This window comes from Paenibacillus sediminis (assembly GCF_017873765.1).
Taxonomy (GTDB): Bacteria; Bacillota; Bacilli; order Paenibacillales; family Paenibacillaceae; genus Paenibacillus_AG; species Paenibacillus_AG sediminis.
This window is the reverse complement of the sequence record NZ_JAGGKP010000001.1, coordinates 649,799-674,962: the sequence shown is the minus strand read 5'-3', so window position 1 is coordinate 674,962 and position 25,164 is coordinate 649,799. Positions and strand designations below refer to the sequence as shown.

At 44.0% G+C, this 25,164-nt stretch carries 30 protein-coding genes; all 30 read right to left on the bottom strand.

Annotated elements, in window-relative coordinates; all coding sequences use genetic code 11:
• Positions 1-44 precede the first annotated feature (44 nt).
• On the bottom strand, positions 45-923 hold the full coding sequence (locus tag J2Z20_RS03290) for a sporulation protein YpjB (RefSeq protein ID WP_209845341.1): 879 nt from the start codon (positions 921-923) through the stop codon (positions 45-47).
• 56 nt (positions 924-979) lie between these two features.
• Complete coding sequence (locus tag J2Z20_RS03285; RefSeq protein ID WP_209845339.1) at positions 980-1,606, bottom strand: DUF1405 domain-containing protein; 627 nt, start codon at positions 1,604-1,606, stop codon at positions 980-982.
• 153 nt (positions 1,607-1,759) lie between these two features.
• Positions 1,760-2,635, bottom strand: a complete 876-nt coding sequence (locus J2Z20_RS03280; RefSeq protein ID WP_209845337.1) for a menaquinol-cytochrome c reductase cytochrome b/c subunit — start codon at positions 2,633-2,635, stop codon at positions 1,760-1,762.
• A 19-nt stretch (positions 2,636-2,654) separates the two neighbouring features.
• Entirely contained in the window at positions 2,655-3,326 is a 672-nt protein-coding gene (gene qcrB / locus J2Z20_RS03275; RefSeq protein ID WP_209845335.1) for a menaquinol-cytochrome c reductase cytochrome b subunit, read from the bottom strand.
• Positions 3,327-3,342: 16 nt separating this feature from the next.
• Positions 3,343-3,885, bottom strand: coding sequence for a QcrA and Rieske domain-containing protein (locus J2Z20_RS03270; protein WP_209845333.1), 543 nt, complete (start codon positions 3,883-3,885; stop codon positions 3,343-3,345).
• 176 nt (positions 3,886-4,061) lie between these two features.
• Positions 4,062-4,493 carry a DUF2487 family protein gene (locus J2Z20_RS03265; protein WP_209845331.1) on the bottom strand — a complete coding sequence of 144 codons (432 nt, stop codon included), beginning with the start codon at positions 4,491-4,493 and terminating at the stop codon, positions 4,062-4,064.
• 105 nt (positions 4,494-4,598) lie between these two features.
• Positions 4,599-4,787, bottom strand: coding sequence for an IDEAL domain-containing protein (locus tag J2Z20_RS03260; protein ID WP_209845329.1), 189 nt, complete (start codon positions 4,785-4,787; stop codon positions 4,599-4,601).
• A 23-nt stretch (positions 4,788-4,810) separates the two neighbouring features.
• Positions 4,811-5,317, bottom strand: a complete 507-nt coding sequence (locus J2Z20_RS03255) for a gamma carbonic anhydrase family protein (protein WP_209845327.1) — start codon at positions 5,315-5,317, stop codon at positions 4,811-4,813.
• 74 nt (positions 5,318-5,391) lie between these two features.
• On the bottom strand, positions 5,392-6,480 hold the full coding sequence (locus J2Z20_RS03250; protein ID WP_209845325.1) for a hypothetical protein: 1,089 nt from the start codon (positions 6,478-6,480) through the stop codon (positions 5,392-5,394).
• Between the two features lie 174 nt (positions 6,481-6,654).
• Positions 6,655-7,242, bottom strand: a complete 588-nt coding sequence (locus tag J2Z20_RS03245; RefSeq protein WP_209845323.1) for a histidine phosphatase family protein — start codon at positions 7,240-7,242, stop codon at positions 6,655-6,657.
• A 60-nt stretch (positions 7,243-7,302) separates the two neighbouring features.
• Positions 7,303-7,902: an anti-sigma factor family protein gene (locus tag J2Z20_RS03240; RefSeq protein ID WP_209845321.1), complete on the bottom strand. Its 600-nt coding sequence runs from the start codon at positions 7,900-7,902 to the stop codon at positions 7,303-7,305.
• Positions 7,899-8,492: an RNA polymerase sigma factor gene (locus J2Z20_RS03235; protein ID WP_209845319.1), complete on the bottom strand. Its 594-nt coding sequence runs from the start codon at positions 8,490-8,492 to the stop codon at positions 7,899-7,901. Before J2Z20_RS03235 ends, J2Z20_RS03240 begins: the two co-directional genes overlap by 4 nt.
• Before the next feature lie 305 nt (positions 8,493-8,797).
• Positions 8,798-9,892, bottom strand: coding sequence for a prephenate dehydrogenase (locus J2Z20_RS03230; protein WP_209845317.1), 1,095 nt, complete (start codon positions 9,890-9,892; stop codon positions 8,798-8,800).
• A 49-nt stretch (positions 9,893-9,941) separates the two neighbouring features.
• A complete protein-coding gene (hisC, locus tag J2Z20_RS03225; protein WP_209845314.1) occupies positions 9,942-11,018 on the bottom strand; it encodes a histidinol-phosphate transaminase in 1,077 nt (358 codons plus the stop codon).
• A 39-nt stretch (positions 11,019-11,057) separates the two neighbouring features.
• On the bottom strand, positions 11,058-11,864 hold the full coding sequence (gene trpA / locus J2Z20_RS03220) for a tryptophan synthase subunit alpha (RefSeq protein WP_209845312.1): 807 nt from the start codon (positions 11,862-11,864) through the stop codon (positions 11,058-11,060).
• Positions 11,861-13,060, bottom strand: a complete 1,200-nt coding sequence (gene trpB / locus J2Z20_RS03215; RefSeq protein ID WP_209845310.1) for a tryptophan synthase subunit beta — start codon at positions 13,058-13,060, stop codon at positions 11,861-11,863. The genes trpA and trpB overlap by 4 nt, the downstream gene beginning before the upstream one ends.
• Positions 13,057-13,728: a phosphoribosylanthranilate isomerase gene (locus J2Z20_RS03210; protein WP_209845308.1), complete on the bottom strand. Its 672-nt coding sequence runs from the start codon at positions 13,726-13,728 to the stop codon at positions 13,057-13,059. Before J2Z20_RS03210 ends, trpB begins: the two co-directional genes overlap by 4 nt.
• A complete protein-coding gene (gene trpC / locus J2Z20_RS03205) occupies positions 13,725-14,534 on the bottom strand; it encodes an indole-3-glycerol phosphate synthase TrpC (protein ID WP_209845306.1) in 810 nt (269 codons plus the stop codon). Before trpC ends, J2Z20_RS03210 begins: the two co-directional genes overlap by 4 nt.
• Entirely contained in the window at positions 14,524-15,558 is a 1,035-nt protein-coding gene (trpD, locus tag J2Z20_RS03200) for an anthranilate phosphoribosyltransferase (protein WP_209845305.1), read from the bottom strand. Before trpD ends, trpC begins: the two co-directional genes overlap by 11 nt.
• A gap of 29 nt (positions 15,559-15,587) precedes the next feature.
• Positions 15,588-17,144, bottom strand: coding sequence for an anthranilate synthase component I (gene trpE / locus J2Z20_RS03195; RefSeq protein WP_209845303.1), 1,557 nt, complete (start codon positions 17,142-17,144; stop codon positions 15,588-15,590).
• Positions 17,145-17,440: 296 nt separating this feature from the next.
• Positions 17,441-17,815, bottom strand: a complete 375-nt coding sequence (gene aroH, locus J2Z20_RS03190; RefSeq protein WP_209845301.1) for a chorismate mutase — start codon at positions 17,813-17,815, stop codon at positions 17,441-17,443.
• The gene (aroB, locus tag J2Z20_RS03185; protein WP_209845298.1) at positions 17,808-18,911 is read right to left on the bottom strand and encodes a 3-dehydroquinate synthase; all 1,104 of its coding nucleotides are present in this window, start codon (positions 18,909-18,911) and stop codon (positions 17,808-17,810) included. Before aroB ends, aroH begins: the two co-directional genes overlap by 8 nt.
• Positions 18,911-20,080: a chorismate synthase gene (aroC, locus tag J2Z20_RS03180; RefSeq protein WP_209845295.1), complete on the bottom strand. Its 1,170-nt coding sequence runs from the start codon at positions 20,078-20,080 to the stop codon at positions 18,911-18,913. Before aroC ends, aroB begins: the two co-directional genes overlap by 1 nt.
• Before the next feature lie 188 nt (positions 20,081-20,268).
• Positions 20,269-20,433: a hypothetical protein gene (locus J2Z20_RS03175; RefSeq protein WP_209845292.1), complete on the bottom strand. Its 165-nt coding sequence runs from the start codon at positions 20,431-20,433 to the stop codon at positions 20,269-20,271.
• A gap of 56 nt (positions 20,434-20,489) precedes the next feature.
• A complete protein-coding gene (locus J2Z20_RS03170) occupies positions 20,490-21,332 on the bottom strand; it encodes a CheR family methyltransferase (protein WP_209845290.1) in 843 nt (280 codons plus the stop codon).
• A complete protein-coding gene (ndk, locus tag J2Z20_RS03165) occupies positions 21,323-21,766 on the bottom strand; it encodes a nucleoside-diphosphate kinase (RefSeq protein WP_209845289.1) in 444 nt (147 codons plus the stop codon). The genes J2Z20_RS03170 and ndk overlap by 10 nt, the downstream gene beginning before the upstream one ends.
• A gap of 76 nt (positions 21,767-21,842) precedes the next feature.
• The gene (locus J2Z20_RS03160; protein ID WP_209845288.1) at positions 21,843-22,817 is read right to left on the bottom strand and encodes a polyprenyl synthetase family protein; all 975 of its coding nucleotides are present in this window, start codon (positions 22,815-22,817) and stop codon (positions 21,843-21,845) included.
• On the bottom strand, positions 22,814-23,686 hold the full coding sequence (locus J2Z20_RS03155; RefSeq protein ID WP_209845286.1) for a menaquinone biosynthetic enzyme MqnA/MqnD family protein: 873 nt from the start codon (positions 23,684-23,686) through the stop codon (positions 22,814-22,816). Before J2Z20_RS03155 ends, J2Z20_RS03160 begins: the two co-directional genes overlap by 4 nt.
• Entirely contained in the window at positions 23,661-24,290 is a 630-nt protein-coding gene (locus J2Z20_RS03150; RefSeq protein WP_209845282.1) for a UbiX family flavin prenyltransferase, read from the bottom strand. The genes J2Z20_RS03155 and J2Z20_RS03150 overlap by 26 nt, the downstream gene beginning before the upstream one ends.
• Entirely contained in the window at positions 24,290-25,162 is an 873-nt protein-coding gene (locus J2Z20_RS03145) for a UbiA-like polyprenyltransferase (protein WP_209845280.1), read from the bottom strand. The genes J2Z20_RS03150 and J2Z20_RS03145 overlap by 1 nt, the downstream gene beginning before the upstream one ends.
• Positions 25,163-25,164: the final 2 nt, after the last annotated feature.

Sequence of the window (25,164 nt, the reverse complement as noted above, 5' to 3'; positions counted from 1 at the left end):
TGTTACGATCCTGCCAACATTAATCTTTATAAGTTATTTATAAACTATAATTTCTTTCGGAACTCCTTACTCTGTTCAACGCTTCGCATCTCTTGCTCGCCTTGATATTTTCTGTAGGCCACGTATATAAGAACGGTGATGATGGTTAATCCAATCAGAACACTCCAAATCCATGGCTCATACGTTCCAACTACAGGCACAAACACAGGTTCATCTTTTTGCCGATGGAAAAGCTCTTTCAACATATTTTGACCATGGTCTACCGCTTGACCTATCGAGCCGCTGTCTAAAGTCGCTGCAGTACATAACCCTTCCATATACGATAACCATGAATCAATCATTTGAATTTCTGAAGGGTCTCGTTGAATAATAGCTGCAGGCCGTATCACTTCATAATGTGATCGGAATGTTTGATATGCCACTTGGACATCCGAAGCTGCCCCTTGCAGACGAGCCTTATTAATAGCGTTCAAATCCTCAGTAAGCACTTTATAGTATTGGTGCCAAAGCGGCTGCTCCGGGTGGTTTAAACTATCGACCGCTAAACGAATTTTAGCTGCCGCAAGCTGCCACCCGTCTTCTGTAACCATAACATTAATCAGTGCTTGCTTCGCTTCGATTATTGCTTCAGAAAGGGCATGAATCCCTTCCACCCCAGTAACCCCATCGAATGAAGTCTGGCTGAATGTCATACTCAATATATTTAGATCAAGCCTCGCCTCGTTAATGTTGCCTTCAACTGCATGACGATAAAGAGACGTCGCCGCATCATTCATTTTTTTGATCTTGGCGTCTGTGTCATGTTGGACCGGCTTACTTTCCGCTGCAGTAATGCTATGAATATGAACAGTTGCAAACATGAGAACGAAAACTAGCATACAAACTCGCAAACCAAACGAAACTGTATTCTTTATGCGGCTCACGGACATCCCCTCCTACCATCAATGTATGGCGGGTTGTCCTAGTATAGAACTAACATCTACAAGCGTCTCGTTCTAGTCAGAACTGCCCATGCAGCAAACACACTAAAGAGTGTCAGTGAAAATGTTAACATCTGAACATCACCGATATAATTCTCGAGTTGCCTAGGCAAGTTTGGAAACACTTCATAGGTGTAATCAACCGTATCATTAAGGAAAGTCCATGCCGCAGCCCCAATAATGTCGATCGCACCAAATTTGAAAAATCGCGCAAACAGTAAAGCCTCAACTGCCATAGCGGAATGAGAGATCACTAACATCCAGTCTTGCCAGAAGAGCTCGTCCCCTTTAGAAGCCCCTGCAAAAATGATCACAACAGCCCATATCCCGTATTTAACAGAAGTGACGACTCCAAGCGCTTCAATGAAACGACTAATACTAGACCCAAGAAGTGACTTAGGCGGATATAACAGAAATAGAATGGAAAGGGTAAAAAATAAACTGGCTGTCGGACTGTCAGGGACAAAAATGAGCTGCCAAATCAGACCGCTCTTATATGTATAAATCAACTGCGAATCGTACCATATGTAACCATAGATCGTTCCGAGCAAGTTGCACCAGAACAAAGCCCATAACATAGTCCGATTCGTTAGAAATGACCTGCTCCAAAAGTATGAAAGGGACAACTATTTAACCTCCCACTACAAAAATGTAAAATTCAGTCTAATCAAATTCACTTTATCATATTTTGACGCCTAAAGCACATTGAGCGTTTTTAGGACATTTAAAAACAAAAGAACCTGACCGATTAACCGATCAGGTTCTTTGTTTAGTGCCGCTTATTTAGCAGCTTTTTGTTTGGAAAGCCAGTCAGCCAGATGATCAATTTCTTTATCCGTAATACCTTGCGCAATCATGTTGTCATATTGCGGAGGCATTTTGCCTTCATAGCCTTCTTTAATAATTTTCATAATTTCATCTTTGTTATGTTTGTCGCCGACACCGCGAAGGGAAGGACCAGCCGCCCCTTTCAAATCAGCAGCGTGACAAGCAACGCACCCAGCTTTCTTGAACGTTTCCATTGCTGTATCTTCTTTATCAACAATGGCAATTTCTTTCTGCTGTATGGCACTGGAAGTAGGAAGACCTTTGGCACGTTTCTCACGTGCCTCTTCTTCACGTTGAATGTGCTCAGGTACTTGACCTGTTGCTTTCAATTCATTTTGGTAGTGAGTCCAAGAAACGTTAGTTAAGTAGAACAAAGAAATGAGTGACAAGATCATAAGTGAACTTGCAACCGGTCTACGATAAAACCGACGTTCTTTGCCTTTGTCCAAGAATGGAGCAAGCAGCAAGCTGAGGAACGCGACACCTGGAACACCCAGAATACCGAAAGCAACATATTGACCCGATGCATATGGCAATTTCAAGAACTGATACAGGAACAAGAAATACCAGTCTGGCATCGGAATAATGTTCGCATTAGGATTGGCCGGATATCCAAGCGGTGCTGGCTCTGCAATGGTGAGCGCTAGAAATCCAACAAGGACTACAACACCTACCATCCATTCTTTAAGCAAGAAGTTAGGTATAAATGCTTCCGATTTACCTGGATAAGCTGTGTAGTCGGGAGGTACTATAAAGCCTTTACCTTTTCGTACACGAGAGTCACCGACGAACACTACTTTTTCATTTGACTTATCTCCGTGCGCCATTAGATTGCCTCCCTTCTTTTTATAGTGGCCCAGAAATACCTTGTCTGCGGATCATGATAAAATGTCCTACCAACAAGAGCAATAATACGGCCGGAAGGAAGAACACATGAACTGCGAAGAAGCGAGTAAGCGTTTCCGCACCAACGATTTGACCGCCCTGCATCAATTCTTTGAGGTAAGGTCCTACCACTGGAATGCTATCCGCAATTTGAAGTGTAACTCTAGTCGCGAAATAAGCTTTGTTATCCCAAGGAAGCAAATAGCCCGTTAGTCCGAGACCAATCATGACGAAGAAAATAAGCATCCCAACAACCCAGTTCATTTCACGAGGTGCTTTATAAGATCCTGTAAAGAAGACACGCAAAGTATGTAAAAACATCATAACAATAACTAAACTCGCTCCCCAGTGGTGCATACCGCGAACGATTTGACCAAAGGCCACTTTCGTTTGCAAATATTCAACACTGCCGTAAGCGTTAATAATATCCGGTACATAATACATCGTCAGGAACATCCCTGACAAAATTTGAATGACAGTAATAAAAAACGTCAATCCGCCAAAGCAGTATACAAAAGCGGAGAAATGATGTGCTGGATTCACATGTTCTGGAACTTCATGATCCGCAACGTCTCTCCAAATCGGCGTGATATCAAGACGTTCATCAACCCAATTATAGATGCCCTTAAACATCTGACTCTACGCCTCCTTAGCTAACATGTTTGTTAGGAACGATTTGGCCCAAATATATCCATCCGTTATCCACTTTAACGGTGTATTCGTCGAGTGGTTTTGGAGCAACCGCAAGGTTCTTACCATCTTTCGTATAACGCGCTCCATGGCAAGGGCAGTGATATTCATCCGGATAACCTTTGTCGTTATTCCAGCCGATCGTACATCCCAAATGCTTACATACCGGTGACAGGGCAACAATTTCCCCCTTATCATTTTTACGTATCCAAGCAGATAATGTCGCAGTACTTGAATACCATCCGTCTTGCTGTTGCAATTCAAAAGAAAACTCTTGCGGCTCATTTGTAATTTTAGAAACTTCAACTACTTTTATAAAATTACCTTTTGAACCCTTGTGAAGAATCGGATCAACTGCAAAACGAATCATCGGCAAAACAGCTCCGCTCACCATATATGCGGTGGCTCCTCCTAACGTATAAGTTAGAAATTGTCTACGGGACATTTCCTTTCGACCGGGTGGTTTTTGCGATGCTTCATGATGGTCATTTTGGTTGCTCATATGTCTTCAACCCCCCTTTGTTCAACCAATTTTCGTAGCGTTTCCAAAAATAATTACACGACTTACTAGGACATAATCAATAATATATTAGCCAAATTATACCGTCAAGAATTTACCAATTGTTTTTCTTCATTATGGTAATAACGAGTGGTGAAATTGTTGGAATTTTGTCACATTTAAGAAAGGGTGTTTTCGCTCCACATCTGCTGTATTTCCGAGCTGATTTGCTTCGAAATTTGTTTTGGTTCAAGCCCATCAAAACGTTGATAATTAAGGATTAAATCCGCCTCTTCAATGCGGCCTAAACTTATGTCCGATCCAGTAGAAACTAGAATCGCGTATTTGAATCCAGCCGACTTGACATTACGACAAACAGTACTTATTAGACTTGAAATCTCTTGCCTACCGTACTGAATTGCTGGATATGTGACGATTCTTCCTTTGAACGGAATTTCGACAAAATCCATAAAATCACGCAGTTTTTCGAGTGCAGCCGTTACCTCAAACGGCATCTCTGTTCCCTTTAGTCCAGTTAATGGAATAAGACAAGTATCAAGATAAGGTTGTAATTCACTCCAGCTGCTCTCATCGATTTCGCTAAATTTCATATGTATGCCCTCCTTAGCTCTATCCTCATTATATGAAAAAAGAGGCAATAGAGTCTATGAACAAAAAAAAGGAATGCCTAGGCATTCCTTCGCTTGTGACCGCAATTATTGTTTTTCCAATGATTTTAGTTCATCCGTAAGAAGCCGGAAAGCCACTTCATCTCCTGAAGCCAAAGCTATGTCAATTTCCCGGTACAGCTTCTCACATCGAACTTTGTGAATTGCCTCATCCCATACCATTTCCGCTGCCAGCCCCAACATGACTTCATAATTAGTAACCTTCATCTGATCCATAGGATGCACCTCCAAACCATCGTTTAAGAGATCCTGTATTCTTTTCCTTTCACCACGTAATTTTCCATCGTAAGCTTCATCCGCTTCAAATCCTCTTCAGTTAATTCACGGACAACTCTTGCGGGTGAACCTAGAGAAAGAGTATAGGGTGGAATTATTTTATTCTCTGTCACAACTGAACCCGCTCCAATTAAGGCGTATTCTCCGATGTTCGCTCCGTTGAGAATAATTGCCCCCATTCCAATTAATGTACCCTTGCCTATTGTACATCCGTGTATAATGGCTGCATGCCCAACAGATACCTCATCAGCAAGCGTAAGCGGCTCGCCCGTATTTACGTGACCGATTGTGCCATCTTGAATATTACATCGTTCCCCAATGAGGATCGGAGCCATATCTCCCCGCAGGACAGCATTAAACCAGATGGTTGATTCTGCACCTACGGTGACGTCTCCTATAATTTGGGAACCTTCCGCAATATAAACGGAAGAGTCAATTTTCGGGTAAACCCCTTTATAAGGTAAAATCATGGATATCACTCCTTTATTTGGAGTGATTGTAGCAACTGGCCCTTCACATTGTCAACCGGCATTTTCCCTCATTATTAGACGTGAACGGCATCTTTTACAAGAGAACTCCCCAGCGGGGTTACCTGAATCATTTTTCCTTCTATATTTCCCTCTCCAACTCTTAACATTCCTAGATGCATCAACATTAGCAGCAGCCTATGCTCAAATATAGATTCTGGCGTGTCGTAGAAAAAAGGTCTAATCAAGCTGCCAACTGCTCCATACAAGGAGGACACCGTTACCCACTCTTTTGCGCAGCTGTGGATCCAATAAATCAGCGACGTCATATTCGGAATCGGACCTCTGTACAGTCTTAACCAAAATCGAAAGATTTGGGTCATCGGTTCTTGCCTAGACTCGAGGACATGTTCTGTTCCCCGCTCTGTAAGGATGAGCTGCGCTCCGCGTTCCTCAATCAGCCTGTTATGGAATGCATAATCGTAAAGAAGAGCAAACCTGGTTGGATAATCCTTATAGCGACGACCGTATCCGAAACGCCAGCCTCCTTTGCCAACTAGCGGTTCAGTGACGTGGAGCGACTCCATAATTTGCTGTTGGTTTCTTCTGTACATAACTCCCTCATTGTTCAGCGGTATCTCATATTGGTGTACATACTTTAGAAACAACAGCAAATCTTCAGACAACAACGAATGCTCTTCCCGGTAAACCGAAGGAACTGTTCCAAATTGCAAATTGGTTTTTAAGTAACCTTCAATAACTTCTCGGAAACGATTTTTCAGGTCGATAGGCACTTGATACAAATAGCGGGTATCTCTAGTTGTCCCATTAAAAATCCAACCACGCTGCTTAAACTTAAGCACAGTCTCTCTTGGATTTTCATCCTCATGTACGTTTCTGATTAGTTTCGATTGCTGTACACATGCGACAAGTTCCTCAAGACTGAAGAAGCTTCGGGAGTCGAACAAGATACTGTTCAAGAAATGCAGCTCCTCCACACTTAAACGACGTACCTGATGCTCGAAAAATTGTCTGCCGCTCACTTTTGTCAAAATGGACTGAATTAATTCGTGTTTGGAGTTCTCGTTGCATTCACACTCGTAATGTGTCGCAATTCTGGTAAGCTGTCCAATATCGGCAAAAGAAAGCATGTCTGCTAGATTCATTGTCCATCGCCTCGCCGTTTTCATTCAGGTTGTTAGCAGTAACGTTTTTTAACATCTTTTACTTAAAATCACTCCAATAAACGTATCTGAGCAAATTTTCCCGTTAAATGAGCTGAAAAAAAACACCCTGACTTTATAAGCCAGAGTGCAGCAATCGATCATAATCGTTCAAATTCATTTATCAGTCTCGAGTAAATGCTGTGTGCAATTATATAAGAGCGGGACCCAGTCCAGATCTTTCTTTTCCACAATGCTTAATGATAAATTGCCAATCCGCTCGGTATGCTGGTCTTTATAAACGGCAGAGTAGAGCTGTGACAGAAATCCGCCGTGACTTACAACGAGCAGGTTGCGATCCGGATATCGATTCCACATGTCTTCCATAAACTCCAGAGCACGCTTCTGAACTTCTGCTTCTTGTTCCTGTCCAAGTTCAAATTTGTTCCATTCTTTTCCCCATTTAGCTTCCCGTTCACTGACTGTCAGACCTTCCGCTTGGCCAAAATTACGTTCATTAAGCCGTAAATCAGGCTCTAGAAGCGGAATGCCCAATCGCTCTGCAATAATAGCGCCTGTCTCGTGCGCACGCGATAATTTGCTTGTAATTACATAATGCCAAGTATATGGCTCTTTGATCAATCTCTCAGCAAGTAAAGCCGCTTGCCTTCTTCCTTCTTCATTTAATGGAATATCCGTCTGCCCTTGTATTTTGCCTTGAATATTCCAATCGGTTACGCCATGGCGTATGAGTCCGATCAACATGGTGCAACCCTCCTTCTTATCGGTGATTCTTGCTTATGATACGAAAGTCATTCCTCGAAGTTAATGTTTTAGCCGGTAGATCCATCTCCATGAGACAAGAGCGATAATCATCCCAATAAGAGACAGTATCATCCAATATCCCGGATGAGCGGGTCCCATATTCACAACAAGCGGATCTATTAATCCGCGTGTCTTCATGGGCAGCTCGATTGACACTTCACTGGATGAAGAAGACTCCGCTCCCGCAATTGCTGTTGGCAGCAGACCCGATACTGGCGGCGTTGCAGCAGAATCATGATCATATGTATTCATCATAACAAAAAAACTGCATAGAAACAGTGCCATAAATCCAGCTACCCATAATTTCATGTGGCGTTTAAAACGTCTAGCGAATGGAAGAGCCTCATCATTCGCAGGCAACAGCCACGGTGATTCCGCGTATATTCGGTTCATCACATTCAGATTCACTCTCTCAGCTTGATCAACTGGAGCTTCTTCTTCTAAAGTATGTATTAACCTGCAGCTCTCTTCCCAAACTTTCCATTCGGCCGCACACTCTTCACATGACTCGATATGTCTCATAACTGCTTCTTTTTGCGGATGATTCATTGGAAGATCCCAAAACATCGGAAGCAGATCCCTAGCTTCACAACAATTCATCTTCTTTTCATCCCTTCATATTCCTCAAACAAAGGCTCAAAGAAATATGCTTCCAATTGATTTCTAACACTCGTTCTAGCCCGAAACAATAAGGACTTAACAGCACTTACGGTTTGACCCAGAATATTCGCAATTTGCTGATAATCAAGTTGATCGTACTCTCGCAGTATTAATGCGGATCTTTGTTTTTCAGGTAAATTGTTAATCGCATCTCGTACAAGCATCACTTTCTCATTTCGCAAAATCGCATGCTCAGGAGCAGCTTCAATCGGAGCGATCGGAACGACTCCGCTCTCTTCCAGCGGAACATTCGTCGCCCTATTTTTACGCAGTTCGCTTAACACGGTGTTTCTAGCTATCGTGTATAGCCACGTTGAGAATGAGGCGTCTGCTTCACGAAAGGAGTGCAAGCTGCGAAAAGCTTTGTAGAACGTCTCCGAACATAAATCTTCTGCAATGGACTCCATACTTGAGCTCTTTAACATATGATAAATAAATGCCAATATTTTACGCTGATATCGTCGCATTAAATCTGAATATAATTCAGTCTTTCCTTCTTTAATCAGTTGAATCATCTGGGAATCGGTCATTGATGCGAAACCTCCTCGCCGTTGCACAAACTTCTCCCAAAAATATATATACCAAGCAGAATACCAAAAGTTGCGCCTTCTACCAAACTATTATTATATTATTGTAATTCTCCTATGATACGACAGTCAAATTTCGCAGTTATTCTCGAAGCAATTAGGTTTCCACAAAAAAAAACCACCTTGATATAAGGTGGCTGCACATTGTGCAATTTATTTGGATAGGAGTGGAGAGAAACCATACTGTGCTTTTATTATAATGTATACGTTTTCATATTGTCAACTATTTATTTTACTAGGTTATTTTCTTAAACAAAAACCTTGTAATTCAAAGAATTCAAAACAACCTTTGCTCTTTCCATATCACTCTCCTGACGGAAAGAAAGCCGCATAACTCCCTGTACATCTTCACGATTTTCGATAATTTGAATGTTGCTGAGGTTGATGTTGTGCGAACCAAGTTCTGTTGCAATTTTCCCGATAATACCTGGGTGGTCAGGAACATCAACATATATATCAAACAGCGGATTAATGATTCCTTTGCGGCGATCTGGCAGCTCTGCTCTGAAAATGTTAGCCTTCTGAAAAGCTTCCTTAATCCCTTCTCCATCCTCTGATATTAATAACTGAATGAAGTGTTCTATTCCGTGATTCCAATCTTGCAGGAGATTAAGAAGTACTTTTCGATTATTCAGCAGAATATCACGCCATACGATCGGTTCGCTTGAAGCAATTCTAGTAATGTCGCGGAATCCGCCAGCTGCTAACATTCGATACAGTGGATTCAAATGATTGTACTCCGAAATTTGATTGACCAAAGCAACTGCGATAATATGCGGCAAATGACTAATTGCTCCAACAATCTCATCGTGCAGCTCCGGATCCATTCTAACCATTTGCGCGCGCGTATAATCTAATAGCTTCTCTAAACGAGCATAAGCTTCCTCTGGCACGTTATCAGAAGGAGTCAGGACATAGAATGCATTCTCAAACAGCAGCTGAGTCGCAGCTTCAACACCCGAACGTTCCGACCCAGCCATCGGGTGGCCGCCAATAAAATATACATCCTTCAGGTTAAGCGACTTGGCACACGCAGCAATTGAAGCTTTCGTACTGCCTACGTCACTAATGATACAACCCGGTTTAAGAGGCAGCTGACTTAGCTTGAGTAAATAAGGTTCGAGCATACCTACGGGCACACATAAAAAAATAAAATCGGCATCAGCAGCCGCTTCTTCCATAGAAAGAGTCGCGGCGTCAACAACACCGCGGCTCAACATTTTCTCCAGCTCTTCAGCCTTATGGGCATGACCTACAACAGTAATACCCGGTTTTCCTTTTAAACAAAGGGCTAGGGAACCTCCGATAAGCCCCACACCGAAAACAGCAATTTTGGTTGTCACGTTACCACACTCATTTTCACAATATTCTCATATGCAAACAGCTGTCTGCTTAGATAAGCTCCTCTAACGCTTTAATAAACGTTTCGTTCTGTTGTCTTGATCCTACCGTTACCCGAATATAAGTGGGATAAACATGGAACCCTGCGCGAATAATGACGCCTTTCTTAAGCAGGGATTGGAACATATCCATCGCAGGTTCCTTCACATCTACAAAAATAAAATTGCCGTGCGCAGGGAAATATGTTAGACCTAACCGATCGAACTCGCCTTGCAAAAATTGAATACCTTCGCGGTTCATTTCACGGCATGAAGCTACAAAATCTTGGTCCGAAAGCGCCGCTCTTGCAGCTGCTTGAGCAAAGCGAGATGTATTAAACGGTTCACGTACTTGGTTAATTAATTTAACCACTTCAGGATGACCTATTCCATACCCGATCCGCAGTGATGCCAGGCCGTAAATTTTAGAGAACGTCCGAAGGACCAGCAGATTGTTATACTTCTTAAGAAGTTCAATACTATTAGGGAATGAAGCATCCGTAACATACTCCCAATAAGCTTCATCAAGAACAACTAATACGTCATTAGGCACTTGATCAAGGAAAGCTGTAAGTTCGGATTCAGAGACAATTGTACCTGTCGGATTGTTTGGATTACAGATCCATACAATTTTCGTCTTCGGTGACACTTTGCTTAGCATAGCATCCAGGTCATGAGTTCCGTCTTTAAGCGGCACTTCAATACTGACCGCTCCTTCGATATCGCTATTACTTTTGTACACCGAAAAAGTCTGATCCGCCATAATCGTCTCATCACCTTGAACGAAAAAAGCACGAGCAGTCAGCGCGATAAGCTCATCAGACCCACAACCAAAAATAATTTGATTAGGCTGCACGCCAAGACGTGCTGCTAAATCGGCGGTCAATTCTGTGGCGCTTCCATCTGGATAAATACTAATATTCGCTATTTCAGCTTCAATCGCAGCTTTCACTTTACTTGAACTGCCAAAAGGATTCTCGTTAGAAGCCAATTTAATAACTTCGCTGAGGCCAAGTTCCCGCTTCACTTCTTCGATCGGTTTTCCTGGCTTATATACCGGTAGATTTACAATATTAGATTTAGGCTTCATGAGCTCTCCCTCACTTTCAGGTAATTTATTTCTAACCCATTATTGCTTCAATTGTGACACAAACTGTTTAATTTGCAAGAGCCCCTCTTCTCGCCGCTTGGCGTCTAGCAGCAGCGGAATATTCGCCTCGATTTGGCGAACAATCGCACTTCCGACAACGACACCATCACAAATTTTAGAGAATCTGGCTACCTGCTCTCCAGAAGAAATACCGAAGCCAATGGCAACAGGCAAATCGGTCCGTTCTTTTACCGTTTGAATAAACTCCTCAACACCGCTAAAGAAAGAAGCTCGTTCTCCTGTTACCCCAAGTGAAGAAACGCAGTATACAAAGCCGCGAGCTTTGCTTAGGATGTGGGAGATACGGTCATTTGAAGTTGGCGCGACAAGCGGAACTAAATGGACGTTCGCAGCATCCGCCAGTTCACGCACCTCTTCAGATTCCTCAATAGGTAGATCCGGAATAATAACTCCGCTAATGTCTCCTTTGTGGAGAGCAGTGAAGAAACGGGATAATCCCATCTGCAGCACAGGGTTAAAATAAGTGAAGAGAATAAATGGCATTTTCACACCTGCGTTACGCGCCTTCTGCGCTGTCTCAATAACAACTTCGATGTTAACATGATGTTGAAGCGCCCGCTGCGAAGCACGCTGAATGACAGGTCCATCCGCGAGCGGATCTGAATAAGGAACGCCTAGTTCTACCATGTCCGCTCCTGCTGCTTCAAGCTGCTTAATAATATCAACAGTGATGTCGAGATCAGGATCACCCACAGTAATAAACGGAATAAGTGCTGTTTCATGTTGTAATTTCAACTGCTGAAACGTTTGATCCATTAAATTCATGCTTGTTTGCCTCCCTTCTTATAGGACATAATCGACTCCATATCTTTATCGCCGCGTCCAGATAAGCAGATGACAACAATATCGTCCTTTGTAAGTGTTGGAGCGATCTTCACAACATGCGCAATCGCGTGCGAAGATTCAAGCGCTGGAATGATGCCTTCTGTTCGGCACAGAAGCTCCAGAGCGTCCAATGCTTCTTGGTCGGTAGCAGGTACATACTGAGCCCGATTCAAATCTTTCAAATAAGCATGTTCAGGACCGACACCTGGATAATCGAGTCCGGCCGAAATGGAATGTGCTGGCTGAACTTGACCATACTCATCTTGAAGCAAATAGCTTAGCGAGCCTTGAAACACGCCATGACTGCCTTTATTCATCGTCGCTGCGTGATAAGGTGTATCCATCCCTTTCCCCGCTGCTTCAACGCCAATTAAAGCAACATCTTCATCCTGAAGAAACGGATAGAACATCCCGATCGAGTTACTTCCCCCGCCGACCGCCGCAACGATTACATCCGGAAGACGTCCTTCAATCTCTAATATTTGACGGCGTGTTTCATCGCCAATAACCCGTTGAAAATTGCGGACCATCATGGGATACGGGTGCGGACCTGTCGCTGAACCAAGAATATAGAATGTATCCTCTACATGACTGACCCAGTAACGAAGCGCCTCATTACAAGCATCCTTCAAAGTTGCTGTTCCTGATGTCACAGGCACAACCTCTGCTCCGAGCATTTGCATGCGAAATACATTAAGCTGCTGACGGCGAATGTCTTCTTCACCCATGAACACTTTGCACTCAAGTCCCATCAAAGCAGCAACCGTAGCCGTGGCAACGCCGTGCTGTCCTGCCCCAGTCTCGGCAATTACTTTCTTCTTGCCCATCCGTTTGGCAAGCACAGCTTGACCGATTGCATTGTTAATTTTGTGCGCTCCTGTATGGTTTAAATCTTCCCGTTTTAAGTAGATTTTAGCGTCACCTAGATGTCTGCTAAGACGCTCCGCGTAATATAACGGAGTTTCTCTTCCTGCATACTGCTTCAATAGATAATCAATCTCTGCCAAAAACTGAGCATCATTCTCATATTTACGATAGGCGGATTCCAGTTCAATTAATGCGTTCATGAGTGTCTCTGGAACGTATCTGCCGCCAAAACGTCCGAATCGTCCATGTTCATCTGGTAGTTGTGTCATGCACTCTTCACCCTTTCTACAAATACTGTTACTTTATCGATATCTTTCGTACCATCCGTCTCTACACCGCTTGACACATCTACACCATCAGGTGCATAACTGGCAAGAAGTTCACCCACGTTGTCAGGATTCAGTCCTCCTGCAATGAATAGAGGAATACCCTTCGCTCTTGCCCATGCCTGTGCATGCGGAATCTGTTCCCAAGCAAATGTCTTTCCTGATCCTCCGCCGTACTGCGGATCGAACGTATCCAGAAGCAGACCGTCAATAACACCTGCATAAGGATCAAGGCTGCTCGCAATGCTGCAAAAGTCATCTTCCGCATCTACTGAAAGCACTTTGAACACCTTAACGCCAAATTGATCCTTAATCTGCTTGCAAAGCTTTGGGCTCTCTTGTCCGTGAAGCTGCACAATATCTAGCGGGGCATTGCTCAGAATGTCTTCAAGCTCTGTTAGAGATGGATTGACAAAAACACCAACGCTGCTCGGAGCCTTTTCACTCTTCCACTCCTTAAGCACAGGTAACAGTTTGGCCGCCTCGTCCCCAGAAATTTGGCGGCGGCTTTTGGCGAAGACAAAACCGATATAATCAATCGGTAATCGTATCATAGATTTTAGCACTTCAACGGACTGAAGTCCACAAATTTTTACGGAAACATCGTTCATTTCATTGGGCTCCCTTCCGATATAGGCCCCATTAAATCGATTACGGCATCCTCAACAACAGGTTTCCGCATGAAATATTCGCCGACAAGCACACCATGCGCTCCAATGGATTGTAAATACGCGATATCTTGAGGGCCGGAAATGCCGCTTTCACTAATGAGCGTAATCTCTTTAGGAACAAGATCTGCAAGAATCTCCGTCGTCTCAAGCCTGGTTTCGAACGTATGAAGATCGCGGTTATTCACACCTATAAGCGTTGCAATTCCTAAGTCTAGCACCTTCTCAAGCTCTTCACGATTGTGCACTTCAACAAGCGCATCGAGGCCGAGAGACTTGGCAGTATGCAGAAATTGTTTAATCTCTCTAGCATCCAAAATACTCGCAATTAACAGAATCGCATCCGCACCAAGCAAGCGTGCTTCGTATATTTGCCGTTCATCGATGATAAAGTCTTTACGAAGAAGCGGAACGCCTACAGTGTTCCGGATCTCCTGCAAATATTGACCGCTTCCTTGAAAGTAAGTGCTGTCTGTCAGAACAGAAATGCAGTCTGTTCCAGCTGCTTCATAAGCTTTAGCAATTGCTACCGGATTGAAGTCCGGGCGAATGAGCCCTTTGGACGGAGAAGCCTTTTTCACTTCTGCAATGAGACCCATCTTACGTTTCCGCCCTGATGCCAGCGCCGCCTCAAATCCAAGGGTAGGTGCCATCTCTGCAATTGTTTTCTCCGCTCTATCTAGTGAAAAATGAGCTGCTAGATGTTCGGCTTCTTGCTTTTTAGTCACTACAATGCGATCAAGATACATAACTGAGTTCCTCCGTCGTCTGAATCAATTGTTTTAATTTATTGTAGGCTTTACCGGAATCAATCGCTTCAGCTGCTTTTTGTACTCCCGCTTGAATGCTAGGAGCAAGTCCTGCTATATAAATACAAGCGCCTGTGTTCGCCAGCACAACATCACGGTATGCTCCCTTTTCACCTTGGAGAACACCGTAAATGATGTCTGCATTTTGCTTCGCGTCTCCCCCAAGTACTTCCGACAGAGGGTAGCTGTTCAATCCTAAATCATGCGGAGTTATTTCATAAGTGATTACTTCACCGTCTCTTAGCTCCGAAATTTGTGTTGGAGCGGAAATACTAATCTCATCAAGTCCATCGTGGCTTGAGACAACGAGTGCGCGTTTGGAGCCTAATTCTTTAAGCACTTGAGCAATCGTCTCTGTCCGGTAACGGTCATATATACCGAGGAGCTGGCGATCCGCACCTGCAGGATTCGTCAGAGGACCGAGCATATTGAACACCGTACGAACACCCAGTTCTTTACGCGGTGCCGCAGCATATTTCATCGATGGATGATAAAGCTGCGCGAAGAGGAAGCAAATTCCGATCTCTTCCAGACACTTTCTAGCTTGTTCGCTTGTTAAATAGATGTTAACACCAAGAGCTTCTAGGACATCCGCACTTCCTGTTCGGCCAGATGCCGAACGGTTGCCATGCTTAGCCACACGCACACCTACTGACGATGCAATAATTGCTGATGCGGTTGAAATATTGCATTTTTGAATCCCGGAACCGCCTGTACCGCAAGTATCGAGCAGATTTTCCGTTTGGGTATAGATACGGCCCGCTTGACCTCTCATCGCCTCTGCAAATCCTGTAATCTCGTCAACCGTCTCTCCCTTAATACGTAATGCTGTTAACAAGCCGCCGATTTGAGCAGATGTTGCTTCCCCTCTCATTACTACGTTCATTGTCTCACGTGCTTCTTCGCGGGATAAATGTTCTCCCGATATAACCTTCGAAATGCTTTTCTGGATTGTTTCTAACATCTCGCATTCTCCTCTCTCAGGGAATTAGATTAAGATCTATATTCGTACAAGTAGTCTTGATTAATGACGTCATCGGTCTTGTGAACTGCTGGAGGGAAAATCTGCTCAGCCATACGGATCGATTTCAGCATGGCTTTCGCTTTATTAACCGTCTCCTGATACTCTTTCTCAGGAACTGAATCCCACACAATGCCAGCCCCTGCTTGCACGTATGCTTTGCCATTTTTGAAAATAATGGTCCGAATCGTAATGCAGGCGTCCATATTGCCCGAGAAACCTAAGTACCCGATCGCCCCAGCATAAGCTCCTCTAGCTTCCCGCTCCATTTCCGCTATAATTTCCATGGCTCTAAGCTTCGGAGCACCAGATACCGTACCAGCTGGCAAGCAGGAAAGGAAAGCATCGAAGAAATCTTTATCGTCTCTCAGCTTGCCGGAAACGCTGGATACTAAATGCATAACGTGTGAGTAACGTTCGATCTCCATAAAGGAATCACATTTCACCGAGCCGAACTCCGATACTTTGCCGATATCATTCCGTCCGAGGTCAACCAGCATCAGATGCTCAGCTCTTTCCTTCTCATCTTTCATCAGCTCTTCAGCAAGAAGCGTATCTTCGCTCTCAGTAACGCCTCTTGGCCGCGTTCCGGCAATCGGTTTCGTCTTAACCCGCTGACCATCCACTTTCACGAGTGCTTCTGGTGATGTTCCAACAATAATTTCGTCATCCATTTTCAAGTAGTACATATAAGGCGATGGGTTCATCGTGCGCAGAACGCGGTATACATGCAGCGGAGAAACTTCCGTTTCAATATGGAACCGCTGTGAGAGAACGACTTGGAAAATATCGCCGGCTCTGATATACTCCTGCGCTTGCTCAACATTACGCTTATATTGCTCTTTGGTCATATTCGACTGAATCTCGCCCAAGTCCACGTCAGCTGGAATCGGACGACTGTTAATATGTTCTCGCGGACTCTTCTCATGGAGCATCTCTGCTGTTTCTTCAAGCTTGCGAAGCACCTCTTCATAGGAAGCCTTGATGTCCTCATCCCGATCACCTGGCTTAACATGTACATTCGCTACAAGCAGTATTTGTTGTTTGACGTGGTCAAACGCGATGATCTGATCACAGAACATAAACTGAATATCGTTCATGTTCAGATCGTCTACCGCATGTGCTGGGAGCTTCTCATAATATTGAAGCAGGTCATATCCAAAGAACCCAATCGCTCCCCCTAGAAATGGCGGCAGATCCCGGAGTTTAGGACTGCGATAGCTTCTAAGTATCGCTTTAAGCTCTTCAAGCGGATTGCCTTGCAGCGTTCTTCTCTCTCCGTCAACCTCGATTTCAATATGGCCGCGCTTCCCTTGAATCATAAGGAATGGGTCCGTGCCGATAAACGAATATCTCGCCCATTGCACACCGCCCTCTACACTTTCTAATAAAAATGCTCGATCCCGCTCGGCATAACGCCCAAAAATACGAATCGGCGTTTCCATATCTGCTAACAACGGTTTAACAACCGGAATCAGGTTATAATCACGTGAGAGTGAAATGACCTGCTCTACGCTTGGAGTTGTCATTGCTAGGCTCCCTTCATTTTGAATTTGATATGTGAACAAACAAAAAAACCTCTACCGCTAAGGTAGAGGTTCGTAGTCATATTAAGGATTTCCGAGTTAGTGTAGATACAAAAAACAAACGCAAAGGGACGGCAAATAGACCGATCCTAATTCCGATGATTTTCGTACCTAAAAATTGATTCTATTGTTGCAATGGCTCAACTCAGCTAACCTAATCTCAACTAATCTCTACTCAGCTAAACTACTAACACCAGTATACATCAAACTTACTCTCTTTGACAATTGCAATTAACTATTTAGGAGGCTGGTGTCGCTAAATCCGGGCGAAGTTTCTTCGCTTCGTTTAAATACACATGCTTCATTTCTTTCTGCGTTTTGTCCGTATTTACTTGAACCATGAGTCTTATGCATTTAGGCAGACTTCCTTTGACGGGAATCTCCACAGAACACATCAGCGGAACAAGTTCCCATCCATTCATTTGGCGAATGGCTCTAGCAGGAAACGTTGCATCCAGGTCTGTTGTCATCGTAATCCAGACATAGCCAATATCTTCAGGTTCAATCTCATTACGTCTTACGATCTCTTCCAATACTTCAACCGTTGCATTCAATATTTCTTGCTCATCATTGTGCTGAACGGTTGTCGCACCTCTTATTCCCCGACTATACATGGATGTCCCCCTCCTTCAATCGCTCAACCATGTTGCGAACAGCAGACACTTTCATATTTGTATCAATGTAAACCTGCCCAATCGCTTTAGGCACAATATATACCATGTTGCCTTCTTTGAATTTCTTATCATGCATCATCGCATTCATCACCTGGTCTGTATCCAAATGTTTAGGCATCACAGTCGGCAGACCGAAGCGTTCCAAAATGCGTTTCGTTTCTGTATAAAGGGAGGGATCCGCACCTAATTGAACAGCAAGCAGCGCTGCTCCCGCCATTCCGATCGATATCGCTTCCCCGTGCAGAAACTCACCGTATCCCGCAGTCGCTTCAATCGCATGACCTAAAGTGTGACCTAAATTGAGTATCGCCCGCAAATCATTTTCACGCTCGTCTCGCGATACAATTTGCGCCTTAATGGAGCAGCCTTTCTCTAACCCATAGGCCAGCGTCTCTGGGTCAAGCGCGAGTAAATCCTCCGCATGCTGATCACACCATCTTGCAAAGGCTTCATCCCAAATAAGACCATGCTTAACCATCTCAGCTAAGCCAGCTCTTACTTCACGAATCGGTAATGTTTGCAGTGTACTTGTATCATACAGCACCATAACAGGTTGATGAAAAACGCCGATCATGTTTTTAGCTAAAGGATGGTTGACGGCGACTTTCCCGCCAACACTGCTGTCATGGGCCAATATCGTTGTCGGAATTTGAACGAATCGGACTCCTCGCATGTAAGTCGCAGCGACGAATCCAGCCAAGTCGCCTACAACCCCGCCGCCAAGAGCGATAACGGTCGAACTGCGATCGAGGCCCGCCTCAATCGCTTTAGTCATCATTTGTTCATATACCGCTAGCGACTTCGACTGTTCTCCGGATTCCACAACGGCCGATATAACAGTATATCCAGCCTTGTGAAGATTCGTCTCCACATCATTCAAATAATGCGGCGCCACATGTGTATCGGTAATAATAAACAGCGGGCTCTTCTTCGTTATTTGATGCTTCTCAAAGAAAGAAGCAATATTTTGAAGCAAGCCTTGGCCGATATAGATTGGATATGAACGTTCGCCTAATTCAACGGTTAATGTTCTCATTAGTACCGCTCCAATTGGGCTTTGTAATTTTCATAGTTCGCCCGAATTTCTTCCATCGAATCTCCGCCAAACTTCTCAAGGAACGCTTTAGCTACTTCCCATGCGACGACATGCTCCATGACGACACTCGCTGCTGGCACTGCGCACGCATCGGAACGTTCCACTTGAGCTGTAAACGGTTCTTTCGTATCGATATCTACACTTTGCAGCGGCTTATAGAGTGTAGGGATCGGCTTCATCACGCCGCGAACGACAATCGGCATGCCGTTCGTCATACCTCCTTCAAAACCGCCTAAGCGATTCGTCGCGCGTGTAAAACCGTCTTTCTCGTTATACAAAATCTCATCGTGAACTTGAGATCCGCGAAGCTTGCCAGCTTCAAATCCAATACCGATCTCAACGCCTTTGAATGCATTGATAGACATAACGCCTTGAGCGATGCGTCCGTCAAGCTTACGGTCATATTGCACATGGCTTCCGAGCCCGATCGGAACTCCCTCGACAATACACTCCACAATACCGCCGATCGAGTCGCCTTCCTGTTTAATTTGGTCAATGTATGCTTCCATTTTCTTCTCAGTTTCTTTATCAACAACACGAACAGATGAAGCTTCAGTCGCTTCAATAAGCTCATCGATAGACAAATTGTGCGGAGGCGCTTCGATCTCTCCAATTCGAATGACCTGGCCTGCTACTTTGATACCGAATTGCTCCAAAAATTGACGTGCAATTGCACCAACAGCTACACGTACAGTCGTCTCACGCGCGCTCGAACGTTCAAGCACATTTCGGAGATCCTTCAGGTTGTACTTAAGACCGCCGTTCAGGTCAGCATGACCTGGACGCGGGCGATGTACACGTCGTTTCTCTTCATCCGAGCCTTCAATCGGCTCAATATTCATAATATTTCTCCAATGAGTCCAATCCTTATTTTCGACGACTACAGCGACAGGAGCACCCGTGGTGTACCCATGGCGAACCCCGCCCACAATTTGAGCTGTATCCTTCTCAATTTGCATCCGGCGTCCCCGCCCATACCCTTTCTGGCGGCGCTGAAGCTGGAAATTCAAAGCGTCAAAATCCAACTTCATATTGCTAGGCAATCCTTCAATAATTGCAGTCAGTTGGGGACCGTGCGTTTCCCCTGCGGTTAAATAACGTAAACTCATGATGCGTTCCCCCTTTAAACTGTTAAACTTTAAATGGCTAAAATCCGCTTTTATCTTTGCTCATTATAGTATAGGTCTTCGGGTTTGACAAGAAACAAGAACATAATAAAAAAAGCACGACTGTAATTTGCTATAGAAGCAAAAAATGGCGTGCCTTCTTATAAGCAGTTACCTAAATACCGCGAAGCTTATTCATTCACCGATTGATTTCTGAACGGAAACGGCCGCTCTTTTTTCTCCGGCTGATCCATCAATTTGCTCAATTGTGCCGATTCAACACCTAATATTTGCGCACATTCTTGGATCGTAATAAATCCTCGCCGATAAGCGGCAATCACTTTTCGTTTGTCCATGTATGCTGACCCTCCACTCATATCTCACTATGTAGTGTGGCAAAAAGAGGAAGGCATTATACGTGATTTGCAGTTTTACGATAGAAAAATGTTTCAGACGTTTCAAGCCCATACTGGCTCGGTGTAAAGATTTGTTCTGTACTTCCTACAAAAAGGACGCCGCCAGGGCGAAGTGCTTTTGCAAATTTATGATAGAGCATCTGTTTCGCTTCTTCTGTAAAATAAATCATGACATTTCGGCATACAATAAGGTCGAAGCCAGTATCAAAAGAGTCCAGCAGTAAATTTTGCTTCTGAAAGTTTACGGACTTCTTCAGAGTGTCGCTAACTCGGTATAAAGACCCCTCAGGTGCAAAATATTTCGCTGCAACATCTGGCGGCACATCCTTAAGAGAACGTTCCAAATACAGTCCTTGCTTCGCTTTCTCGATTGCGCCTACATCAATGTCTGTAGCTAATATCGAACTGTCATTTAGAAGATTCAGGCCATCAAGAATCGTTGCCAGCGTATACGGCTCTTCTCCTGTTGAACATGCTGCACTCCATACTTTTAGCCGGCGCTTTTCCTTAATAAGTTCAGGCAAAATAATATCACGGAGCACTTCCCACCGATTCGGATTACGCCAAAATTCGGAGACGTTAATCGTCATTCGATCCAAAAACTCATTAAATAATGATTTATCAACCATCATAGCATCAAAGAACAAAGCAAACGAGTTATACCCGTGCTTCGTACGAAGCGTCGTTAATCTGCGCTTCATTTGCGCTTCTTTGTATTGAGCTAAGTCGATTCCTGTTTTGTCTTTAACTTTTCGGATGAAGTCTGTATAGTCGGGATCAGGCGTTAGTCCGTCACGTGCAGCATTGACCTCTTCTAAAAACGTCCGATTCATATCCATGGCGAGATCGATTTATCGTAACTCAGCAATTGCTCGGGCGTAAAGTAAATACCGATCTCCCTGTCAGCGCTTGCTTTAGAGTCCGATCCATGTATCAGATTAAATGTTGCATGTGACGCAAAATCGCCGCGAATAGTACCAGGCATCGCTTCGCTCGGGTTTGTTTTCCCAATTAAATTACGAGACAAAGCGATAATATCGTCCCCTTCCCATACCATAGCAAAGACAGGACCCGATGTTATGAAATTAACGAGCTTCTCAAAGAAAGGTTTTCCTTCATGTTCTTGATAATGGACTTTGGCTAGTTCCTCACTGACAAACATCAGTTTACCAGCAATCATTTTAAATCCTTTGTCTTCCATACGACTGATGATTTTACCAATTAAACCACGCTGAATACCATCAGGCTTCACCATTAAAAATGTTCGTTCCACTTAAAGTCACTCTCCAATTATCATCAGTAGTTTGATGCTTGTTCTATTTTACCAGAAATGATACGTATGGTTAAGATTAGTACGTTCTTCTAGTGACGAAATGTGCGATATCACGCAAATTCTTTTTTACTTTTTGATCAGGCAGCAAGTCTAGCGCTTTCAACGCTTTAGCAATATATCGGTCAGCGAGCTCTTCTGCCTTTTGAATTCCAGGGCTGGAAACGACCAATGCTACTGCCTGTGACACATCTGCCTCCCCCTTCATGCTCCGAATCCGTGAAATTTCAGCCAGTACAGAACCTCGCATCTTTGGATCCTGAAGAGCATAAATAACAGGCAATGTGATGTTCCCCTGTCTCATATCGCTGCCAGGCGGTTTACCAAGCTGCTTCTCTGTTCCGCGCAAATCGAGCAAATCATCCCGAATTTGAAAAGCCATTCCTACATTGTAACCATATCGATACAGCAGATTGCATACACGCGGCTCTGCATCTGCTGCAATCGCACCAAGCTGACAACTGATTGCAATTAACAGAGCAGTTTTCCGACGAATACGGAGCAGGTAATTGCGTACACTTTGCTCGGTGTTGAAGAAATCACGGATTTGCTCCATTTCACCAATGGACATTTGAACCATGGCTTTTGAAAGAATTTGGTGAATTTGAGGATTTTTCAGTTTCGTTGCCATCATGAGCGCTTTTGCGTACAAGTAGTCGCCCGTATACATCGCAACTCGGTTATCCCATTTCGATTTTACCGTAAGCTGCCCCCGCCGAGTCTCGGCATTGTCTATAACATCATCATGGACAAGAGATGCGCTATGTATAAGTTCTAGAGGTATAGCAACATGCGCTAATTTATTAAGATCGTATTGTCCGAACTTCCCGCCAAGCAGCACGAATACTGGTCGCAGCCGTTTACCGCCTGCTTTCAGCAAATGAAGCGATGTCTCGCCTAACTCCTCGTGGTCTCCCTCGATACTGGCGTATAGCTGCTCTTCTATATACTGCATATCTTTTTTTAATAAGCCGAACATGTCTAATTGTTTCATTCTGTCACCTGTGTCACCATATTGTCATTCCATAGTTCCATTGTCACTTTGTGAGGCAGCAGTCCCAGTTCAAACGCATATCGGTAGTACAATGCAAGTCCTTTCTGCTGCTTGCTGCTAAAATCATAACATAAATTGTTAAAGTATTGACGCCAGTAAGTCGAATCTCCACCGATCTCTCTGCAAGCTTGTTCTACGATCGGCTCTAAATTGTCTAAGCTTTGCTTCTTACTCAGTTCAAATAACTTCGCTATTGCACCCACTACTTCAGGATTGGCTAATGCAAACTGTTTATTGACCGCCCACACGGCAAATGTCATGCCGAGACCTGTCCACTTTTTCCATACTTCGCCTAAATCTGTAACGACGTAGCCCTTATCTTCCCAAGACGCCCGAATGGCATTGTCTCCAATAAGCAGAGCAGCATCGCTATTTGCAAGCATCGACTCTAAGTGAGGCTCACTAACGTGATAAGTTGGATGTCCGCCATATATTTTTTCAATAATAATTTTGAGAAGGTTAACGGATGTAGCAGATGTGTTTGTTAAGGAAATGACACCATTCACGGCAGACTCGATCGGTTTCTTAGAGAACAGCAAAATAGATTTCACTTCACCATCACTGCTGACTGAAAGGTTAGGCAAAAGAATAAGCCGATCTGATCCCGCACCATAGGCGAAGGAAGAGAGGGCCCCGATTTGAATGGAACCATCTAACATTCCCCGGTTTAAAATCGCCGGAACTTCGGTAACTATTCGAATTTTTGTGTCTATCATATTAGGATTGAAATGATAAAAAACCGGCCATGCATTTGTATAGTTGATTTTACCAATTGTAACTTCGTTAATTTTGTTCGCCTCGCTGCGCATTTTGATCCCCCCATCTGGTAAACAAATCGTGACTGATATTGACATTGTCCAGAACTTTGCCAACCAAGAAGGAGATGAGATCCTCCATGCTTTTCGGATGAAAATAAAAGGCAGGCATTGCTGGAATAATCCGTACACCTAACCTAGCCAGCTTCAGCATGTTCTCTAGATGGATGGCATGAAGCGGCGTTTCCCTCGGCACAATGACAAGGGACCGTCCCTCCTTCAGCATCACGTCAGCCGCGCGAGTCATCAAATTGTCTGATGATCCGTTCGCGATAGCTGACAACGTGCCCATGGAACAAGGCATGATAATCATCCCTTCTACCAGATAAGAGCCGCTTGCAATAGAGGCTCCAATATCCGATACAGGATAATACTTGAACGTTCCAGGATAACCGCCAAATTTGTCTTGCAATACATCATCACGGTTCGTAGTGTTCCACTGCAGCTCCTCTTTCAGAACTCTCCATCCCGCGTTAGAAATAACTAGATGAACCGTATATCCCATCGATAACAATACTTCAGTTAAACGAACGCCATAGATCGAACCGCTAGCACCAGTAATGCCCACAACCCAGCCTTTTTTAACCGTCGTCTCCATTAGCCTAACTGCACCACCAAATCAATCCATGTAAAGAGGAATACAACGATACTAAGCGCACCGTTCATCGTGAAAAATGCAGTTTGCAACCGGCTGAGGTCGTTCGGAGTTACAATATAGTGCTCATAGAACAAAATAATATAAGCAATGATCATCCCAGCTAAGTACCACCAGCTTAACTGAGTCGTTAACCATAGGACAATAAATCCGATCGCAGTTAGCACATGGAACCCTTGAGCAATTTTAAGCGCTTTATTAAGCCCAAATCGAGCTGGGATCGAATGCACACCTTCTTGCCGGTCAAACTCAATATCTTGGCACGCATAAATAACATCAAAACCTGCCGTCCACAAAGCTACTGTTAAATAAAATATAATTGCCGCCCAATCGATTTCTCCTGTTACAGCAACCCAGCCGCCAAGCGGTGCAAGCCCAATGGTCAGACCGAGTACGACGTGACAGAGCCATGTAAAACGTTTGGTGTATGAATAAATAACTAGGAAAAAGACCGCAATTGGCATCAGTTTAAGCGCTAATGGATCAAGTTCGAGCGCAGCCCACACTAATAAAGCAAATGAAATCATAATAAAAATGATGACCTCGCCGGCTTTAAGAAGTCCAGCTGGAATGGCACGATTCGCCGTGCGCGGATTTTTTTTATCAATATGTTGATCTATTAATCGATTTAGTCCAAACGCTGCGCTTCTTGCTCCGAACATCGCCATGAGGATCCAGCCAATTTGAGCCCATGAAGGCAAATGGCCGGTTGCAACCACAGAACCTAGAATCGCACCCATAAAGGCAAATGGAAGAGCAAACAGCGTATGTTCAATCTTTATCATTTCTAGAAAAATACGAACTTTCTTAAACATGC

What these genes read in the sequence shown, in the direction of transcription:
- J2Z20_RS03280 (WP_209845337.1), bottom strand. Translation starts at nt 2,635, where the DNA reads ATGGCGCACGGAGATAAGTCAAATGAAAAAGTAGTGTTCGTCGGTGAC.
- qcrB (WP_209845335.1), bottom strand. Translation starts at nt 3,326, where the DNA reads ATGTTTAAGGGCATCTATAATTGGGTTGATGAACGTCTTGATATCACG.
- J2Z20_RS03270 (WP_209845333.1), bottom strand. Translation starts at nt 3,885, where the DNA reads ATGAGCAACCAAAATGACCATCATGAAGCATCGCAAAAACCACCCGGT.
- J2Z20_RS03265 (WP_209845331.1), bottom strand. Translation starts at nt 4,493, where the DNA reads ATGAAATTTAGCGAAATCGATGAGAGCAGCTGGAGTGAATTACAACCT.
- J2Z20_RS03260 (WP_209845329.1), bottom strand. Translation starts at nt 4,787, where the DNA reads ATGGATCAGATGAAGGTTACTAATTATGAAGTCATGTTGGGGCTGGCA.
- J2Z20_RS03255 (WP_209845327.1), bottom strand. Translation starts at nt 5,317, where the DNA reads ATGATTTTACCTTATAAAGGGGTTTACCCGAAAATTGACTCTTCCGTT.
- J2Z20_RS03250 (WP_209845325.1), bottom strand. Translation starts at nt 6,480, where the DNA reads ATGAATCTAGCAGACATGCTTTCTTTTGCCGATATTGGACAGCTTACC.
- J2Z20_RS03245 (WP_209845323.1), bottom strand. Translation starts at nt 7,242, where the DNA reads ATGTTGATCGGACTCATACGCCATGGCGTAACCGATTGGAATATTCAA.
- J2Z20_RS03240 (WP_209845321.1), bottom strand. Translation starts at nt 7,902, where the DNA reads ATGAATTGTTGTGAAGCTAGGGATCTGCTTCCGATGTTTTGGGATCTT.
- J2Z20_RS03235 (WP_209845319.1), bottom strand. Translation starts at nt 8,492, where the DNA reads ATGACCGATTCCCAGATGATTCAACTGATTAAAGAAGGAAAGACTGAA.
- hisC (WP_209845314.1), bottom strand. Translation starts at nt 11,018, where the DNA reads ATGAAGCCTAAATCTAATATTGTAAATCTACCGGTATATAAGCCAGGA.
- trpA (WP_209845312.1), bottom strand. Translation starts at nt 11,864, where the DNA reads ATGAATTTAATGGATCAAACGTTTCAGCAGTTGAAATTACAACATGAA.
- trpB (WP_209845310.1), bottom strand. Translation starts at nt 13,060, where the DNA reads ATGACACAACTACCAGATGAACATGGACGATTCGGACGTTTTGGCGGC.
- J2Z20_RS03210 (WP_209845308.1), bottom strand. Translation starts at nt 13,728, where the DNA reads ATGAACGATGTTTCCGTAAAAATTTGTGGACTTCAGTCCGTTGAAGTG.
- trpC (WP_209845306.1), bottom strand. Translation starts at nt 14,534, where the DNA reads ATGTATCTTGATCGCATTGTAGTGACTAAAAAGCAAGAAGCCGAACAT.
- trpD (WP_209845305.1), bottom strand. Translation starts at nt 15,558, where the DNA reads ATGTTAGAAACAATCCAGAAAAGCATTTCGAAGGTTATATCGGGAGAA.
- trpE (WP_209845303.1), bottom strand. Translation starts at nt 17,144, where the DNA reads ATGACAACTCCAAGCGTAGAGCAGGTCATTTCACTCTCACGTGATTAT.
- aroH (WP_209845301.1), bottom strand. Translation starts at nt 17,815, where the DNA reads ATGTATAGTCGGGGAATAAGAGGTGCGACAACCGTTCAGCACAATGAT.
- aroB (WP_209845298.1), bottom strand. Translation starts at nt 18,911, where the DNA reads ATGAGAACATTAACCGTTGAATTAGGCGAACGTTCATATCCAATCTAT.
- aroC (WP_209845295.1), bottom strand. Translation starts at nt 20,080, where the DNA reads ATGAGTTTACGTTATTTAACCGCAGGGGAAACGCACGGTCCCCAACTG.
- J2Z20_RS03175 (WP_209845292.1), bottom strand. Translation starts at nt 20,433, where the DNA reads ATGGACAAACGAAAAGTGATTGCCGCTTATCGGCGAGGATTTATTACG.
- J2Z20_RS03170 (WP_209845290.1), bottom strand. Translation starts at nt 21,332, where the DNA reads ATGGATATGAATCGGACGTTTTTAGAAGAGGTCAATGCTGCACGTGAC.
- J2Z20_RS03160 (WP_209845288.1), bottom strand. Translation starts at nt 22,817, where the DNA reads ATGAAACAATTAGACATGTTCGGCTTATTAAAAAAAGATATGCAGTAT.
- J2Z20_RS03155 (WP_209845286.1), bottom strand. Translation starts at nt 23,686, where the DNA reads ATGCGCAGCGAGGCGAACAAAATTAACGAAGTTACAATTGGTAAAATC.
- J2Z20_RS03150 (WP_209845282.1), bottom strand. Translation starts at nt 24,290, where the DNA reads ATGGAGACGACGGTTAAAAAAGGCTGGGTTGTGGGCATTACTGGTGCT.
- J2Z20_RS03145 (WP_209845280.1), bottom strand. Translation starts at nt 25,162, where the DNA reads ATGTTTAAGAAAGTTCGTATTTTTCTAGAAATGATAAAGATTGAACAT.